Below are 18,022 nucleotides of genomic sequence, written 5' to 3' on the forward strand. Positions count from 1 at the left end.
CTGGAATAAAAGTCGGAAGATAACTATATTGAAGGTAACTATATATAGAGTTAATTTTAAGGTATTTAGATGAATTTAAATTTTTCGTGGGTTATACCCCATAAACTTGCAGGTAGTGCTAAACCTTTTTTTTCAGAAAAAGTTTCTGATATCGAATGGCTTTCAAATCAGGGAGTGAAGGTACTTGTATCGTTATGTTGGCCAGGTAAATTAATGGAGAAAAAATGTAGAGATGCCTCTATAGAGTGGAAGTACTTTGAGATACAGGATTTTGGGATCCCGGCTGATTTGGCTAGATTTGATGATTTAGTTCAATTTATAATTGACCGCATTGATGCAAAGAAACCTTGCAGTGTACACTGTCAGGCTGGAATTGGTAGAACGGGTTTAGTTTTGTCATGTGTTATGGGTCGGTATTTTTCGCTAACTTCAAAATCAGCAATTTCGGCGGTAAGAAAAGTGCGAAGTGCAGTAGAAACAGTTGAACAGGAAAACTTTATAAAGAGTTACTTAAATCAATATGAAAATAGAATTTGATATCAGCAGATTTTTGATTGAGGACGAGGAAAAATTAAGTCCTTATGCTAAAAAAAGTAGTGAGTCGTTTGGCAGGCAGCATCCTATAAAACGTGATCCGTTTAGACTCGAATTTGCTCGTGATGAAACAAGGATTCTTCACTCCCCACCTTTTAGGCGCCTTAAGCATAAAACCCAGGTGTTTCTTTCGCCAAATAATGATCATATTTGTACACGAATGGAGCATGTTCTTCATGTTTCCAGTATAGCTTCTGTTATTGGGCGGTGTTTGAGTCTCAATATCGATCTGATTAATGCAATCGCCAGGGGGCATGATCTTGGGCACCCACCATTTGGTCATGCTGGTGAAAGAGTGCTAAATAAACTTATTAAAAATAGGGGCGTTGAGAACGGTTTTAAACATGAAGTACATGGATTAAGGGTTGTTGATAAGCTTACCAATTATGGAAAAGGTCTTAATCTTACCTACGAAGTGAGAGATGGAATCATTACTCATTGTGGTGAAAGTTTTGATAGAGTAGTGACACCGGATCGCAGTCGGTGTCTTCTGGAGCTTGAACAAATTACTGACAGATGTCATCTTCCGGCAACTCTTGAGGGATGCTTGGTACGGCTGGTTGATAGAATAGCGTATTTGGGCAGGGATTTAGAAGACGCTATAAAAGCAGGGTTGATTAAGAAAAATGATATCCCTCCGGAAATCTCAAAAGGACTTGGTAGTGATAATGGGAAAATAATTGGATCATTTGTTAACAATGTAATTGCAAATAGTGTCGGACATGATGCAATTATCATGAGCGAAGAAGTATTTGAGTTGATGAAACAATTAAAAAACTTCAACTATACTCATATATATCTTCATCCTGAAGTTGAAAGAAAATCAAAAAAGGCTACTTATATGCTTGAGTTGCTCTATACTGAACTTGAAAAAATATTCGATAAAACAGAAAGAGGGCAAAATAGTTCACTGGCGATTAACATTATTAGAGAAACCCCTACAATGGAAAATTTCTTTAATTTTATTAAAAACACAAATTACAACGAAAAAACACCATCATGGCGTATTATAACTGATTATATAGCAGGAATGACTGATTTGTATGCAGAGCGTGTTTTTTCCCAACTCTTCATGCCAGCACCGGTCATATAACGTGAGGGAAAATGGGTATTCAAAAACAATTAGGATCATTTATACTTTATGAGCTCTGGATTTCCTTTTGGAATAAACCAAATTGTAAATGCCCAAAATGTGGTAATGTTAATATCGATTATTATGATCCATTTTTTTTTGCACCGTTGAGGTCCTTAAAAGGTAAACGTAGACTTATATGTTTATCATGTCATTTTGTCTGGCGTTCATCAAAAAACTCCAGTAGTTTTGCAAATCGTTTTGGACATAGAAAATTTTAAGTTTGCTTTCAGCAATATCGATTGGTTTTGAGGTTTTAATGTTCACATTACAAGCGGTTTCTGTCATACTTTTCATTTGCTGACTCAAACTTAACATGCAGACCTAATGCAAGCATAATACAAATTTTCATGTTGTTTATTACACTACGGCCCACGCACTTAAACAGATTAAAACTGTATGGACGGGTTTTAATTTTGTGGTGTGGCTGTAAAACAAAAAGGCCCTAACTAACCATGTTATAGCAAGTTAGAGCCTTTGAATTTAATCGGGGCGACTGGATTCGAACCAGCGACCACTTGAACCCCATTCAAGTACGCTACCAGGCTGCGCTACGCCCCGAACAGAGCCTAATATAAATCATGAAATACCGATTGCACAGTTGTTTTTTAAATTATTTAAGAATGATCTTTTTTAAATAATTTTTCCTTAAGTCTTATATTGCGCTCCTTTAGACTAAGCTGACATCCACAATAATCCTGTCGGTATAAACCAAGACTATTACTGAGAGCTATACTTTTTCTAAATCCATCCTTTTTCTTAAAATTGAAAGGAATATATTCCATCTCTTGTTCTCTGGCTGCTAAAGCTCCTGTTTCATTTAACATGGTAATGTTTTTGTGAGGGCTCACACTCATTACAGATGTAAAAGCAGACCATCCTAAATTTTTGCAAAAAGAAGCAGTACGTCTTAATCTCAGTAAAAAGCATTCACGACACCTCTGCCCACCTTCTGGAGTATTCTCAAGATCTTTTACTACTTGAGTCCACAAAGAGGGCTCATAACTATCTGCGCTGAATGGTATATTGTAGCGTTCTGCAACTTTTTGGGCTTCGGCAAAACGAAGTTCATACTCTGTAACAGGGTATATGTTATGATTACAAAAAAAACAATGTAGCTGATATTCTGCTCTCAATAGATTAATTACGTAAGCTTCATCCGGTGCACAACATATATGTAACACTATTTTAGGAAGCACAGACATAGCTCTATCCTCCTGGAGCAATGGAGTGTGAGTGTAGATGTGAAATAAAGGAGTTTTTCCTCTTTCTGAATTTTATAACATTATAGATTCCCAGAAAGGAAGCGTATAGGGCCAAAACTACCAGAAAACCTTTAAAGCCAAAGAAAGCAGAAAAAGGGAAAAGCAAAGAGATGAATACAATGCTCATACAAAGAATAATAGAGCGGGTAATATAGAAGCTGAAAATATATTTTCGATAATCAATAGGACTTTGCCCAATAAACCGTAAGAAACGGAATCCTTCCTGTGCCGATTTACTTCTAAGTCGCTTGTGTTTAGAGAAGTTACTCATGATTTCATCCCATCCGTTTCTTTGCACATAATGAAATATCATAGGTAGGATGAATCTGGTATGATTTTGCTCTAAAAGTATTTCTACCATTGGTGGTATAAGGTCCTTTTCGGCAGGCATACTCTTAAAAGCCTTGTTTAGATAATGAAATGAGGTGTGGTTCTGTCCAAGTTCTTTATAAAAATCTGCGAGAAACCAGTAATCTTCTGTACAATAAGGTTTTTCCTGTTCAATCACCTGTTTTACAATTTTAACCATTTGAGTATAGGAGCCAGATGATCTTAAAAAAATGTAATAATCCCTGAGAATTTCAGAATTATCCGATTCAAGGGAAAGTGCTTTTTGAAAGCACTTTTCTGCTTCATCATATTCTTTTTGCTCTGTTAACGCGATGCCTTTTACCCTGTATCCTTCTGAGTCTATAGGGGCAATGTCGATTGCCTTCTGGGCAGAGCGTACAGCAAGCTCAGTTTGGTTGCTACTCAAGTACACGTAGGCTAAATCAACATAGCCTACCGGAGAGTTAGGGTAGAGTCTAATTGATTCTTTAGCAATTGAGGTGGCTTTTTCTATCTGGTTACCCTGAGAGAGACAGAAAGCAAGACGAGACATAAACAGAATGTTTTTGGGGGATTTTTTCAGTGCATTCTGGTACAGTTTTATAGCAGTATTTGGTTTACCCATAAAAAGGAGGTGGTCGGCGAAAAGATCCCTTACTTCATCTAGATTAGGGTTAATCTGCAGTGCTGCTTCAAAGCAAACCTCAGCGTCTTCAAAACGACCTAATCTGTTGTAAGCGATAGCTGCATTTCTGAATGCTTCGGGATTTTCAATTTTTCCCTGTTTCTTTATTTTTTCAAAATAGTAGATAGCCCTGTGTGGGTTATTGATTTCAGTGTAGTACCAAATCAAAGCAGTTAGAACCGGTTCACTTTCGGGTTGGTACTTCAGGGCATTTAAAAGATGCTTCCCACCACTTTTTACCTGGTTTAACATTGAATGGGCATAGAATAGCCCTAACAGGCAATCAATGTTGTTTCTGTTCAACTCCAGTGCTTTATGGAGAAATGGCAAAGCTTCTTTAGGTTTGTTTTGCTCAATGTAGATCCTGGAATAGAGAAAATAGATCTCCCATTCATCTTTGAAGAAATCTTCATATTGATTGAGCAATTCATAGGCATCATCAAAGAGGCAAAGCTCAAGTAATTCCTGTGTTTTATCCACAAGTTGGGCTAAATCTAACCATTGTTCCATTTTTATGCTCTATGCTCCAAATTTTTAAGAGCCTGATTATTTACTAAAGGAGATATGTTGGGTACTTTCTCTTAAAGCACAGATCCATTATTTTAAGTATACAAAAACCACCCAAAAAAGAGAAAACGGTAGTTAGTACCACAAGAGGGGACTCAATCATATCTGGTCTTACAATATACCAAAGAATCATGGCTAAAAGTGCCATCATAATTGGGATACCAAAAACGACCAATCCTACAATCCCTGAGTGTGGGACAAAGTGAGTGAATTGAATTGTTTGCCCCAGCTTATAGTTAGAGGTATCAACTACAGCAATAGACGCTTTCTTAGCATTCTCTTTTCCTGCACAAGATAAACACCCACCACCACAGCCGCCTCGTTTAGGTTCAGATACATTACAATCACTTTGGAGTATAACCAGAAGATTGTTTTTATTGATCTTACAGATCGTTCCACTGCGTTTTTCTTTTTCAATAAGTTTTATCATATTATAGCTTGAAAGAGGTTAAAATGTCTGTCCTGGTCTATAGTGTACGATTTTGTTATTTAAAAGATAAACACGATCGACAGATGCTCCCAAGTTGCAGAGGGTTTCATAACCGATTGTTTTTCCTAATACCGCAATATCATCTGCGTGGATTTCGAGTTCACCCTGAGAGCCAATTGCTACAACTTCATCCCCAATTGAGATATCTGGATTCGGGCCTGCATCAACCATTGTATAATCCATTGTAACATTACCAGCCACCTTATAACGTCTGTATCCGATAAGCAGTTCACCTTTGGAACTTAGGAACCTTGGGTAACCGTGAGCGTATCCAAGAGCAACTGTTGCTATCCATGTTTCACAGTTAGTGACATAGTGTCCACCATAAGAGATCGCAGTATGAGCGGGAACTTTTTTCATTTTTACTATTCTGGATTTTAAGGACACGACCTGTTTTAAATTAAGAGAAAAGTTCTGAGTCGGGTCTGGTTTACACCCATAAAGAGCTATACCAGGCCTAACCAAGGTGCATTCATAGGGATTAAAGCGCATGCAGGTAGCACTGTTTCCATAATGGATATGGAGTGGGGGGGAACCCCGTTCAATCAGATTTATGATGCAGTTTCTAAACAGTTTCAGTTGCTGATCAACACTTGTTGTCTTTGGTTCATCAGCACAGGCCATGTGAGTATATACCCCTTCGAATTTAAGGGACGGGGAATCTTCAATCACATTTATTATTTCATCGAGTTCGTTGGGCAGTAAACCCATTCGACTCATTCCTGTATCGATATTTATATGAAATCTTACATTAAGCGGATATGACTTCCATCTGTATAAGTCTGATGGATCGTTTAGAGAGAAAATTAAATTATTATCAAAACCGACGCGAAGCTGATCTTCTGTTGCACGACCCAGTACAAAAATTGAGCCAACGATGCCTGCTTTTCTGAGAGCAAACGCCTCTTCAGGTCGTGCTACTGCAAAAAAGTTAACCCCACCATCACGCTCAAGGGTTCGTGCAACAGCAGTGCTACCGCAACCGTAAGCACAATCTTTAATGACAGCCATAACCTCGGTTTTATCGGGGATTAAAGAGCTGATTTCTTTAAGATTATGCAATAAATTGTCGAGATTAACCTCTATGTGAGGAGAATAGGGAGAAATAATCTCTTTTATTTTAACTTTTGTCCTACTATCTTCCATTCACCATCTTCTCTCTTTCTAAAAAAGCAGGAGAGGTAATTTTCATGACAAGCAGCACCTGTTTGATCAATTTTAAAAAGAAGTGCATCACCATCACAATCTATGAAAATATCACGGACCTTTTGAACATGCCCAGATGTTTCACCTTTTTTCCAGCGTTTCTGTCTGCTTCTACTCCAGTAGACCATATCACCTGACTCAATAGTTTCTGAAAGGGTCTCTTTATTCATATAAGCAAGCATCAACACTTCATTACTCGTTGCATCCTGAGCTATTGCAGTTACAAGACCTTTTTCATCAAATTTTACCAAATCCAGCAAATTCATTAAGAAAAACCTCCATTAGAAATGATACATCAACAAAGCTTAATGTGCAAATTTTATTCCATGAACTTCTATTTTTAATTCATTACATTCAGGTATTCAAAACACGCTCCATAAGCCTGTAAGTAGTCGTCCGGGACCGTATATTGAACACGCCTTTAAAAGAAGTTTTAAGCAAGAAAGTTTGGAAAATACTTAATGCAAGAGAAAGCTGAAGTAAAAATTAGATAATCAACCTAGTTAAGGCCATAGAAAAACGGGGCACGTAATACAAATACCCCGTTGAATAATATTAAAACTGTTTATTCTCTGATTTGCCCATTTCCTTCAACCACCCATTTATAGGTAGTAAGGTCTTCTACTCCCATTGGCCCCCTAGAGTGTAACTTATCGGTAGAAATACCTATTTCGCATCCCATTCCGTATTCTCCACCATCGGCAAAACGAGTGCTGGCATTCACGATTACAGAAGAGGAATCAACCAGAGTTATAAATTTTGACATCTCCTCTTTTGATTCTGTAAGTATAGAATCGGTGTGATGTGAGCCATAGTTATTAATATGTGCAATTGCTTCATCAATACTATCAACCGTTTTCACTGCAAGTCTAAGATCCAAGTACTCTTCAGCCCAGTCACTTTCACTGGCAGTACTGATGTTTTCACCAAATGTAAGTATAGCTTCATCACCGAAAATTTTGACACCCTTATGCTGCAAAGCAGAAAGGATCTTCTTTTTAAAATCAGCAGAAAGGCGACTATCAAGAATTAGTGTTTCCATTGCATTGCATACCCCCGGCCTTTGAACTTTTGCATTTACCACAATGGGTAAAGCCTTGCTTTCATCGGCATTAGGGGAAACATAGATGTGACAAATTCCCTTATAATGTTTGATCACTGGTATACGGCTCTTTTCAACTACCATTCTAATAAGATTTTCACCACCTCTTGGGATTATTAAATCTATAAAGTTTTCCAACTTAAGCATATGCTCAACAGCGCTTCTATCAGTAGTTGGGATCACCTGAAGAGCATTCTTAGGAAGCCCAGTGTCTTCAAGCGCCTGACTAAAAAGAGAGGCGAGTGCCATATTTGAGTAGAATGCCTCGGAACCGCCACGAAGAATAACTGCATTTTGTGATTTCAAACATATCGCAGCGGCATCAATGGTTACATTTGGTCTGGATTCGTAAATAATTCCGATTACCCCTATAGGTACTCTCATTTTTTCAATAATTAGCCCATTTGGCCGTTCTCGTCGATCATACTTTTGTCCTACACAGGATTTTAACTCGGCTACTTCCCCCAAACCCCTAATCATTGAAGTAATAGTTTTGTCTGAAAGGGTTAGTCGATCAAGCATAGCATTCGATAGACCCTTGTTTTTTCCATTTTCAAGGTCTTTACTATTTTCAGCTTGAAGGGATTGTTTTTGTGATTCCAAAAGCTCAGCCATGCGTACCAGTGCCTTGTTGATTTCACTTACCTTTACGCTTTGAAGAGTCATTGCGGCATTTTTACTTTTATTAGCTATTTCAGCGACCATGTTTTCGGTGTTTTTTTCTTCCATTGTATTAAACCTTGATCAGAGTTTAGGTAAAGAATATTTGGTTGGGTTAAAAGTGGTAGTGATTAGATAACAAAGTAATTTTTGGTTTTTTTGGGGTCAATAGTATGGGGACGGAGTTGCGTATATTCTTCTTGTGAGAATGGATATTATTTGGGACGGAGTTGTTTTTCAACTTCTTCAATAATCCCTTATCTGTAGTTTTTTTTAAGAGATGATATCTAAATCTGAATCGGATAAGGGGGTGCATCAATGCTACGAAAAGTTGGACATACCAGCTTTTGGAGGAATAAGGGTCGAAGGAATTAAGAGTTAAAGAGTGTAAAAATTGATATAGTTAAATGAGGTAGTATCGCCACTTCTCCGATGTACCTTTTTTTATAAGCCTGTACACTGAACTGGCATTTATATCTAGGAATTGGGCAATCATATTGATGGTATACCCATAGCCATCTTGAGAGACTTTGCAAAAAATGGCTTTGGTTTTGGAATTTATACAATTATACCCTCTGCTTACTACTCTTGCAGGAGGTGCTTTGTTTTTATTACATACGTTGTGGAAAATTGTGCTTAAAGATGGGCGGTTTTGGATTAATTGAGTCTTTATACAACGAATTTTTTGGAATTTCATAGTTGTTTTATTTACAAAATCAGGACTGCCGATTATTCTATTATCTCTTAATACTCTTTCCTTGCTAATACCATCAATTTCACACGAAGAACCTATGAGCTGCCACTCTTTACCAGGTTTGTTTATTCCATTTTCTAACCATTCAATGTACTCCTTACGAGCATCAATTGTGGTTTTGCCAAAACACTGCAAAGTATCAGAAAGTGAAAACCAGTCTCGGTTATCTGTTCCTATTATACATGAGTGACCAGACCAGTGATATTGTGAAAGGTCTTTTAAGTCTTTGTGTAATCGTGAGCTAAGAGGATCGAGATGTACATGCCGTATAAGATCCCGGATGTACCAGTGGTGCTGCACCAGAGTTGACTGGTATCTGTCTTGAAACAAGTAACCATGTCTGCTATGACGGATATTGTAGTATCTGGCATGAGAGCCATTAATCCTTCGCATTATAGTAGAAAGGGGAGCATTAAGTGGGCGTAAAATCATCTGATAGTGGTTATCCATTAGAACATAACCAAAGCACTGACAACCGCTCTCCGTTAAAACATCTCCAACTTTTGATAAAAATCTCTCTTTATCATGGTTGTCTCTGAAAAGCTCAATACCGTCTATACCCCGTGACATCACGTGGTGTATCTCTCCGAGAAGAGAGATGCGGGCTTTTATTGGCATAACTATAAGATAAATCTGTATTTAGTGGGAGGCAAAGGAATAATAGTAACCAGACGAAAATTTATGAAATGGAATTCAAACTCCGTCCCCACCCCTAAAATCTACAAATAATTTGTACCACATACGATTAATAGCCTATATTCTCTATCTTTTATATTCCATCTTACCGGTTTAATCAGGAGATACAATGCCAAGACAAAAAATCGGAGATACAGAAACTTGTTTGGAAGTTAGAAGTTTTGATGCCCCTATTCCATTAAATGAATACAACAAATTACCCAAAAAACCACTGTATATAATACTGGATAACCTGAGGAGTGCTTTTAATGTTGGATCAATTTTTAGACTTTGCGATGCTATGAGAGTATCGGGGCTTTTTTTGTGTGGTTACACTGCTTGCCCACCTAATTTGAAACTACTAAAAACATCACTTGGAACTATCGATTATGTGCCGTGGAAAACCTTTGAAAATGCTGTTGATGCCGTAGATTACCTTCATTCTAACCAAATAGAGGTTTGGGCTGCAGAAACAACTTCCAGGTCAGAAAAATATGATTGTGTTGATTTCCCTAAGGCTTTAGGGGTGGTGTTTGGAAATGAAGCTTTGGGCGTAAGTCGGGATGTGCTTGAAAAATGTGATTCTATTATTGAAATTCCACTAAACGGGTTTAAAAACTCAATTAATGTGGCAGCCTCATGTGCTGTCATTGGATTTGAAATACTGAAGCAGTTTGAAGCAAAATCGTAAAATGATTATAAATACCACAAAAAATAAACGGTTACAAAAAAATGTAACCGTTATTTTTAAAAGATCCTAACCAAGAGTTTATCGATCGCTTCGCCAAGCATTACGCTTTTCATCACGAAGACGTTTACGTTTGGAAGAATTCAAACGTCTTTTACGTTCTTCACTTGGTTTCTCGTAGTGTCGATATTTTTTCACATCCGAAAGAATACCAGCTCTTTCACAGGTTTTGCTAAAACGACGTAGAGCTTTTTCGAATGCTTCATCCTCACGTACTATGATACCATTCATGCAATTTCACCTTCTTTCCATATTTTTATGGTTTATGCAGACTCAAAAAAATATATACTGCATATTTAATAATCAAGATTTGATTAAATTGGGTTCTTTTCCATCCTGCTTATTTGGTTAACTTTCATTTCATTGTAGTAGGATTGTATCTTTAAAGGGTATACAACACAAACTTAAGAGGGAAAAAATGATAGATTTTGCTCTTGATAGAATAATTGATAGTCCCCCCCAGGCTTTGAGAGGAAAAAAGATCGGGGTTGTTTGCCACGCTGCCTCCATAAATCACGAATATAAACATATCATTGACCTTCTGTTCCAACATAATGAATATGTTTTAGCAGCAATTTTTGGTCCTCAGCACGGTGTACACGGAGAAACTCAGGATAATATGGTTGAATGGGAGGGCGCAATTCACCCAAAGCTCTCTATTCCTGTCTACAGTTTATATGGAACTGTAAGAAAACCTACTAAAATGATGCTTCAGGGTTTAGACGCTCTGATTTTCGATATTCAGGACGTGGGTGCAAGGCCATACACTTATATATGGACACTTAAGCTTTGTATGGAGGCTTGTGCACAGCAGGGGATTCCTTTATGGGTGCTTGATAGGCCAAATCCCATTGGTATGATTCCTTGCGATGGCCCGATGCTTAATGAACGTTTTTTCTCCTTTGTCGGTGGAGCAAATATACCTCTTTGTCACAGGTTAACAATGGGAGAAATGGCAACAATCATTAAACAAACCTATGTTACTGACTGTGAGTTGAATGTTGTTTGGATGGATGGTTGGTGGAGAAACTCTTTATGGTCTCAAACCGGACTACCATGGGTTATGCCGTCTCCAAATATGCCCACCCTTGATACTGCTCTTGTCTACCCAGGTCAGGTGCTTCTTGAAGCAACTAATCTTTCTGAGGCAAGAGGTACTACCCGTCCTTTTGAACTCTGCGGTGCCCCGTATATACCAATTGAAAGTGTTTTAGAATCACTAAAAGATGCCAACCTTTCTGGATGCATGTTTAGAAATCATGGCTTTATACCAACATTTCATAAGTGGCATGGCTGTTTTTGCAATGGTTTTCAAATACATGTTACAGATCCATCACTGTTTCATCCAGTTGAGACTACGGCTGCAATTTTAAATGCTGTAATTTCAACTGCTCCAGATGAATTTGAGTGGAAACAACCACCATATGAATATGAACATGAAAAAATGCCCATTGATATTCTTTCTGGAGATACGTCATTTAGAACATCAATTGAAAATGGTGTGCCCTCACAGGAGCTTAGAAAAAATTGGTTATCGCAGTATGGAGAATATAATGAGCTTTTTAAGTCGGTAGCTCACTATCCGGAGGAGAGGGGATGAGAGGGTTTGTTCTTGCTGCGGGATTTGGAACAAGATTAAGGCCCTTGAGTAATTTTTTCCCCAAAGCGCTTGTATCGGTGTGCGGGAAGCCGTTACTTGAAAGAAATCTAAAGTATTTAGCTTCTCAAAAGTTCAAGGCATTTGCAGTAAACTCTCACTATTTGCATGAGCAGCTCAAAATTTTCGCAACTAGTTTTAACATACCATTTAGACTCTTTCATGAAGAAACGATTCGTGGAACTGGTGGGGCACTTTATTACGCAAAAGAATTTCTTAAACAGGATGATTATTTTTTTGTAATGAACGTGGACATCATAAATACTTTTGATATTAAAAAAGCTGCTTCAATTTTTGAAGCCTCACAGAATATATGTTCTCTTTTATCGCAAAATGTCAAGAGCAACGGAACTATTATTTATAATCCTGGTAATAATTGTTTCATAGGAACAAAAGATAATAAAAAGAAAGATACACCAGACTTTGAAGCAAACTTTACAGGATGTGCATTCTATCGAAAAGAATTTCTTGAGTTGATTAAAGAAGATGATTTTTCCATAAAATCAGTGTGGAAAAGAGCTGTTGAGAAAGGATTGCATGTAGGTGTACAATTTGTTGATGGATATTGGAGAGATGTTGGAACACCCGAAGCTTTAGCACAGATTCATTTCGATATGCTTGAAAATGTAGTAGATATGGATCATCCTTCAGATCTTATTATTGATAGAGATAGAAAAATCTGCTATCACAACCAAATGAATAAAAAAAATATCGAGAAACTAAAACCGCTAAGTTGGGTTGAGCAAAATTATATCCCTGAAAATGTAACTGTTAGTCAGAGCGTCATATTACCAAATTCCAATCTTAAGCCTGGGTTAACGGAAAGAAAAATTATTGGATCCTGGGGGGAAATTTCTTTTTAAGATGAAACTGCAATCAGAGCAAATTACATTCATAAAAAAAGCACTAGGCTCTTTTGATCCTTATTGCTGGAAAATAGAGATGGCCGGACAGGCTGCATCGCAGCGTAAATTTATTAGAATATCAAAAGAAAATGTATCAAAAATACTTATGGTTTGGGATAGTAGCGATCAAGGCTGGAAAAGGTTTTTGGGAATTGCTTCCGAACTCAACCAAATCGTGCCATATTTACCACATATTTTCAGCAGTAATGCCTCTTTGGGGTTGATTCTTGAACAAGACTTAGGAGATTTCACTTTAAAAAAGATCTGTACGGAATATAAAAATGATCAGAATATTATTAAATCAGTGTATATGAAAGTTATTGATGCACTGTTTGAGTGGCAACAAATAGATTACAACAAAACACCTGTTCTTGCATCACAAATAATGGATGATAAAGTTTTTTTATGGGAAACACAATACTTTGCAGAACATTGTGTGAAAGAGTATTTTGGTTTGTCCAAACTGCTTTCAGAAAAGTGGGAAAAACAGAGATTAAACCTTGCACGAGAGGCCACTCGAGGTGAAGTATGCTGTATTCACAGGGATTTTCAGTCCGAAAATATTCTGCTTCACGAAGATAACATTAAATTCGTTGATTTTCAAGGTGCCCGTTTAGGCCCACCTTACTATGATCTAGCATCTCTTCTATTGGATCCTTACATTGATACTTTTGATAAAACTGTACTTGATGAACTTAATTGCTATTATATGAAAAAAAAGCCTGATTTCGATAATCGACAGTATTTAATATGTTCTGTTCAAAGACTTATGCAAGCTTTAGGAGCATACTGTAATCTTTCATTGAATAAAGGCAAAAAGAGATATACAACCTATATACCTATAGCATTGGCAAGACTTGAAAAAGTTTTATGTTTGTTGCCTGAATATACTTATATCTGTAGAATAGTAAGAGAATGTATTTCCAAAACAGGTGTTCGCAAAGTACTCTAAATAATTTTCGTAAAATAAAGACACCTTGTACCTGATACATTGTCATTATCAATTATTCTTCTCATTATTTTGAACATGTTTAACAACTAGACTAGACAAAACTAAATGGCTTATCAGCTTACGCTTTTTTTGATCTGTGTAGCAGGTTCGTTCTTTTTTTCCGGATCGGAAACCGGGTTTATATCTTGGAATACCCTAAAAGTTGCTCACAGAGCAGGTTTGGGTAATTTAAAAGCTCGGCTTGCACTCTATCTTATGAATCATAAGGAGAGATTTCTCACCACGATACTCATAGCCAATAATTTGTGTAATGTCGGTGCTACACTTGCGTTTATAAATATTTTTATTCTCCTGGACCAGATATTACCCTTAGATGTAGGCCAAATTCCATCTCCGGAATCTTGGTTTCTTACCCCAGTGATGGTTCTTTTTGGTGAGATGCTTCCTAAAACTTTATTTAGAATATATCCATTTAGAATGACTTTCAAATCAATTCCACTCCTTGCAGGTGTTTATGTATTAGCTTACCCCTTCTCCTACATACTTGCACTATTTACCAAAATTCTTGGGAGAAGTTCCATAGATGGAAGTGAATCCTATAAAACAAAGGTAAGAGAGGAGGTGTTAATGATTGCCGGAGAGGGGGCAAGGAGAGGCACTTTATTTGAAACCGTTGATACGCTCATTGATAATGCGTTTCATCTAAAAGACATAACAGTGGGTGAGATAGCTTACAGTATTGGTGATTGGATAAATGATTATGGGTGCATCAGACGCTCTTTAAGGTATAAAGAATTGATTCAGAATATAACCGAAGATGAAGAGGTCGTTATTTTTGATGATGATTGTACTACGCCCGTAGGGTATTTCAATATATTAGATGTTGCATTTTTGGATGAAAGAGCTGATTTGAATTCAATTGTAAGAAAATTACCGAAAATGAAAAATGATGTTTCTTTACTGGAATGTGTCAGAAAAATTAAAGAAGATGCACCCAGATTTTACCTTATTGAGGATAAAAATGGCCAAACTACGGCTATTTTGGATCGGAGAATTTTATTTAAAAAGGCTTTTGTTAAGATAAGCCCTGAATACCTATCTACTTAATAATCATCTTTCATAGTTTTTCCTTGCTTTTGACCCTAATAAAATTTAACTTATTAAGTTATATTTAATAAATATTCCATATTTTTTAATTAAAAGGCCAAATATATAACTTCTTTTAGAGTCTTAAGTTAACCGCTTTATTTAGGTACTGTGCCTTTAGCTCAGTTACTTTTCACTTGGTTAAAGTACTTTTGCTTGGTACAATTAGAGTAGAGGTTTCAAGGCTTTCTTTCTTACCTTTAATACAGGGGCAGAAAGATAAGAAGTATGATTCTAAAGTAAGATAATGGACACGGAAATATAAATATGAAAACAAACAGATGGAATGTTCTTTTTACATCCTCAGAGTCTGGTGCAAAAATTAAACCTTTCAGTATCTCTGGTACTTTAATTGTTTTGTGTTTGATTTTTTCACTAATCGGGGTAGCAGGTTTTGGTAGACTGGTTTATTATGGTGCATCTTTTGGTATTGCAAGGCTTGGATTGTACGAAATTAGGCGTGAAAATCAGGGGTTACTTTCAAAATTAAGGTTTCTTGAAAAAATCATTGAAGAAGAAAAAAATAAAATAGATGGAATAGTAAGCTATGAGAATAATGCACGACTTAGGTATGGGTTAAATTCAATTAGTGAGGAAGTAAGAAAAGCTGGTGTTGGTGGAATGCCAACAAAAGAAGAGCTAATGTATTCAAGCTTAATGGATCCGGTTGTGGTACGATCTCAAGAAGTTAAACAAAATCTCGTTAATTTAATTCACCAAGCTGAATTGCAGGAATCCACATTTGTTCAGATGTCAGAAAGTGTTATTGGGTTATACGATAAATGGTCGCATAGACCATCAATATGGCCTGCCTTTGGGAGAATAACCTCGAGATTCGGATACCGAACTCACCCTGTTACAGGACAGCGCATTTTTCATTCCGGATTAGATATTGCCAATAAAACATGGACCCCCGTATTTACTACTGCAGACGGAATTGTTAAGCATTCTGGTAACAGAAATCATTTTGGAACAACTGTTATCATCTCTCATTACAAGGGAATGTATGAAACACTGTATGCTCACCTGCATAAAGCAGCTGTTACTTCAGGGCAAGTAGTTGAACGCGGTGACTTAATAGGATACGTAGGGAGCACTGGATTGAGCACGGGCCCTCATCTTCACTACGAAGTACATCAAAATGGAAGAGCTGTTAACCCTTTGCGGTATATCTTAGCATCTGATGTAATTGTTGATTGAATCTTGGTAACTCTTCTCTTAATATTCCCTTTTGTCTGAAATTATATTTTATTCTCGGACTTAAAAATAGCGCCATTGTGGTGTTTAAAACTACTTTTCCCAAAAAATATTTCTCTATATACAAAAAATAATGATATACTTATATATACTTGATATCTAAATACAATTGGAGATGAAAACAATGGTACATTATGAAGAACATGGTATAAGTACTCAAAAGAGAACAGAATGGTTAGATATTACGAGTCAAGTTGAAAAAAGTATTCGCTTAAGTAACGTTCAGAACGGAATCTGTATGGTTTCAAGCCTACATACAACTGCTGCAATTACTCTTAATGAAAATGCTGATCCAGATGTTGGGAGGGATTTTTTCTACAAGATGAATCAACTTATCACAAAAGACCCGGCTTTTAATCACATCGAAGGTAATAGTGATAGTCACATAAAATCATCTCTTGTAGGGTTTAGCGCTCAGGTTCCGGTGCTAAAGGGTAAGCTTGTTCTTGGTACCTGGCAATCATTGTATTTCTGTGAGTTTGATGGTCCGCGTTCGGGCCGAAAGTTTTCGGTCACTATAATAGGAGAGTAGAAGTATGAGAATGGTAAAACCATTCCCATATGTTGTATTGTATGCAGTTTTCTTTTCGCTTGTTTCTATTGATGCTAATGAAAGTGAAATAAGATATGCTGGTGAAATGATGCACCTTCCTGTAGGGAGTGATGTTGCTGCTATGGGTAATTCTGGAGTTTCACTGGCAACCAGAGCTACTTCTGCTTATTGGAATCCCGCTGCGTCCTCTATGCTTTCTGAATTTGAAGTATCGCTCGAGTATGCTAATTTATTTTGGGGACTTGCTCATCACGGTGTAATTGCCTTGCATATGCCTTTGGAAAATGCTGGAATTGGGCTTTCGGCTCTTCTAATACCTTTTTACAGTGGGACAATACAAAAATGGGATACTCTTAGCGGAACTTTTCAGCAACGTTTGCATAATCCTGACTTAAGAGCTGATGGATCTTCTGATGGTCATTTTTACAATACCAGTACCATGATGGTTGTTTCGCTTGGAAGGTTATTTTCGATTCCATTGCCAAGGTCGGCGGCGGGTGATTTGCCTTTAGTTATGGATGTTGGGTCTGGTGTAAACTTTAAAGGGACATGGCAGACTACCAATATTGACGATAAGGTTAGAGTAGGAATGAATGCAACTTTGGATCTAGGGGTTTTGATGAGGTTTGGAGTGGACTATGATTTTAACTATAAAAAGCTCTCCAGATTCATTTCTTTGGGAGTATCACTCAGAAACGTTATTCCATCAAAAATGATGTGGAGTCATTCAGATGACGGTTCAGGAAAAAGAGAATATAAAGAGCCCGTACATGGCACACAACACTTTGGAATATCTTATTCAGATTACTCGGGTTTTTGGGGGGCAGATTGGATTTTAACTGTTTCAGTTATACGTAATTACGCCCAGACATATCATTTTGGGGTAGAAGCTGAATTTTGGAACACAGTTAGTTTCAGGGTTGGATTATCTGATAAAGTGCCGACTTTGGGAACTGGTGTAAAATTTAGAAACTATTTTCTCGATTATGCATTTCGCTTTGATAAATTGGAGTATTCACCAGTGAGGATAACCATGGGTTTTAATTTTTAAATCAAAGATGCTTAAATTTTTCTTTGGCACCGTATAATTGACCTATTCGAATTGAAAGCCGGTCATCGACTACTGTTACTTCACCCTTTGCAATAAGTTTTTTGCAGATTAAAACATCCACTGGTTCACCGGCCATTCTATTGAGCCTTACAAGGCTACCTTTTTTTAAACTTAGGAGATCACGTACAGTCATACTCGTTTGGCCAAGCAGAACTCGCATGGGCACGTTCACATCCAGGAGCATTCCAATTTTTCTTTTTTTCATATATTAATTCCTGCCTTTTTCTATTATT

The 18,022-nt window shown here is 37.1% G+C and carries 20 protein-coding genes and 1 tRNA gene; 10 read left to right on the forward strand and 11 right to left on the reverse strand.

The genetic code is table 11. From position 1 onward, the window contains the following. Positions 1–69: 69 nt before the first annotated feature. Together QA601_06885 and QA601_06890 are read left to right on the forward strand one after the other, a co-directional pair. Positions 70–537, forward strand: coding sequence for a dual specificity protein phosphatase family protein (locus QA601_06885; GenBank protein MDG5814794.1), 468 nt, complete (start codon positions 70–72; stop codon positions 535–537). Beyond that, positions 521–1,687, forward strand: coding sequence for an HD domain-containing protein (locus tag QA601_06890; GenBank protein MDG5814795.1), 1,167 nt, complete (start codon positions 521–523; stop codon positions 1,685–1,687). The genes QA601_06885 and QA601_06890 overlap by 17 nt, the downstream gene beginning before the upstream one ends. Before the next feature lie 174 nt (positions 1,688–1,861). Here the strand turns inward: QA601_06890 and QA601_06895 are convergent, their stop codons facing one another. The 9 genes from QA601_06895 to QA601_06935 form a co-directional block, all read right to left on the reverse strand. Next, on the reverse strand, positions 1,862–2,023 hold the full coding sequence (locus QA601_06895; protein ID MDG5814796.1) for a hypothetical protein: 162 nt from the start codon (positions 2,021–2,023) through the stop codon (positions 1,862–1,864). Between the two features lie 190 nt (positions 2,024–2,213). Then, positions 2,214–2,287: transfer RNA gene (locus QA601_06900), tRNA-Pro, on the reverse strand. Between the two features lie 56 nt (positions 2,288–2,343). Beyond that, positions 2,344–2,931, reverse strand: coding sequence for an epoxyqueuosine reductase QueH (locus QA601_06905; protein ID MDG5814797.1), 588 nt, complete (start codon positions 2,929–2,931; stop codon positions 2,344–2,346). Between the two features lie 4 nt (positions 2,932–2,935). Beyond that, positions 2,936–4,516, reverse strand: a complete 1,581-nt coding sequence (locus QA601_06910; GenBank protein MDG5814798.1) for a tetratricopeptide repeat protein — start codon at positions 4,514–4,516, stop codon at positions 2,936–2,938. Between the two features lie 43 nt (positions 4,517–4,559). Further along, complete coding sequence (locus tag QA601_06915) at positions 4,560–5,003, reverse strand: hypothetical protein (GenBank protein ID MDG5814799.1); 444 nt, start codon at positions 5,001–5,003, stop codon at positions 4,560–4,562. A gap of 18 nt (positions 5,004–5,021) precedes the next feature. Further along, positions 5,022–6,209 carry an alanine racemase gene (gene alr / locus QA601_06920; GenBank protein ID MDG5814800.1) on the reverse strand — a complete coding sequence of 396 codons (1,188 nt, stop codon included), beginning with the start codon at positions 6,207–6,209 and terminating at the stop codon, positions 5,022–5,024. Then, positions 6,179–6,535, reverse strand: a complete 357-nt coding sequence (gene hisI / locus QA601_06925) for a phosphoribosyl-AMP cyclohydrolase (GenBank protein ID MDG5814801.1) — start codon at positions 6,533–6,535, stop codon at positions 6,179–6,181. The genes alr and hisI overlap by 31 nt, the downstream gene beginning before the upstream one ends. A gap of 299 nt (positions 6,536–6,834) precedes the next feature. Then, on the reverse strand, positions 6,835–8,100 hold the full coding sequence (locus QA601_06930) for a glutamate-5-semialdehyde dehydrogenase (GenBank protein MDG5814802.1): 1,266 nt from the start codon (positions 8,098–8,100) through the stop codon (positions 6,835–6,837). Between the two features lie 334 nt (positions 8,101–8,434). After that, complete coding sequence (locus tag QA601_06935; GenBank protein MDG5814803.1) at positions 8,435–9,403, reverse strand: transposase; 969 nt, start codon at positions 9,401–9,403, stop codon at positions 8,435–8,437. 187 nt (positions 9,404–9,590) lie between these two features. On the opposite strand from QA601_06935, the gene QA601_06940 reads away from it, so the two are divergent. Next, positions 9,591–10,151 carry an RNA methyltransferase gene (locus tag QA601_06940; protein ID MDG5814804.1) on the forward strand — a complete coding sequence of 187 codons (561 nt, stop codon included), beginning with the start codon at positions 9,591–9,593 and terminating at the stop codon, positions 10,149–10,151. A gap of 78 nt (positions 10,152–10,229) precedes the next feature. Here the strand turns inward: QA601_06940 and rpsU are convergent, their stop codons facing one another. Further along, complete coding sequence (gene rpsU, locus QA601_06945) at positions 10,230–10,439, reverse strand: 30S ribosomal protein S21 (protein MDG5814805.1); 210 nt, start codon at positions 10,437–10,439, stop codon at positions 10,230–10,232. Between the two features lie 187 nt (positions 10,440–10,626). Between rpsU and QA601_06950 the strand changes: the two genes are divergently transcribed. The 7 genes from QA601_06950 to QA601_06980 all read left to right on the forward strand — a co-directional run bounded on the left by QA601_06950 (position 10,627) and on the right by QA601_06980 (position 17,729). Beyond that, the gene (locus QA601_06950) at positions 10,627–11,808 is read left to right on the forward strand and encodes a DUF1343 domain-containing protein (GenBank protein ID MDG5814806.1); all 1,182 of its coding nucleotides are present in this window, start codon (positions 10,627–10,629) and stop codon (positions 11,806–11,808) included. Beyond that, entirely contained in the window at positions 11,805–12,728 is a 924-nt protein-coding gene (locus tag QA601_06955; GenBank protein ID MDG5814807.1) for an NDP-sugar synthase, read from the forward strand. Before QA601_06950 ends, QA601_06955 begins: the two co-directional genes overlap by 4 nt. Before the next feature lies 1 nt (position 12,729). Then, a complete protein-coding gene (locus QA601_06960) occupies positions 12,730–13,722 on the forward strand; it encodes a phosphotransferase (GenBank protein ID MDG5814808.1) in 993 nt (330 codons plus the stop codon). 105 nt (positions 13,723–13,827) lie between these two features. Then, a complete protein-coding gene (locus QA601_06965; GenBank protein MDG5814809.1) occupies positions 13,828–14,829 on the forward strand; it encodes a DUF21 domain-containing protein in 1,002 nt (333 codons plus the stop codon). Between the two features lie 306 nt (positions 14,830–15,135). Next, positions 15,136–16,068, forward strand: coding sequence for a M23 family metallopeptidase (locus tag QA601_06970; protein MDG5814810.1), 933 nt, complete (start codon positions 15,136–15,138; stop codon positions 16,066–16,068). A 181-nt stretch (positions 16,069–16,249) separates the two neighbouring features. Beyond that, positions 16,250–16,657: a secondary thiamine-phosphate synthase enzyme YjbQ gene (locus QA601_06975; protein ID MDG5814811.1), complete on the forward strand. Its 408-nt coding sequence runs from the start codon at positions 16,250–16,252 to the stop codon at positions 16,655–16,657. A gap of 4 nt (positions 16,658–16,661) precedes the next feature. Further along, positions 16,662–17,729: a hypothetical protein gene (locus QA601_06980; protein ID MDG5814812.1), complete on the forward strand. Its 1,068-nt coding sequence runs from the start codon at positions 16,662–16,664 to the stop codon at positions 17,727–17,729. A 1-nt stretch (position 17,730) separates the two neighbouring features. On the opposite strand, the gene fliN is transcribed toward QA601_06980, so the two are convergent. Next, entirely contained in the window at positions 17,731–17,994 is a 264-nt protein-coding gene (gene fliN / locus QA601_06985) for a flagellar motor switch protein FliN (protein MDG5814813.1), read from the reverse strand. Between the last annotated feature and the right edge of the window lie 28 nt (positions 17,995–18,022).

It is taken from the genome of Chitinispirillales bacterium ANBcel5 (assembly GCA_029688955.1).
Taxonomy (GTDB): Bacteria; Fibrobacterota; Chitinivibrionia; order Chitinivibrionales; family Chitinispirillaceae; genus Cellulosispirillum; species Cellulosispirillum alkaliphilum.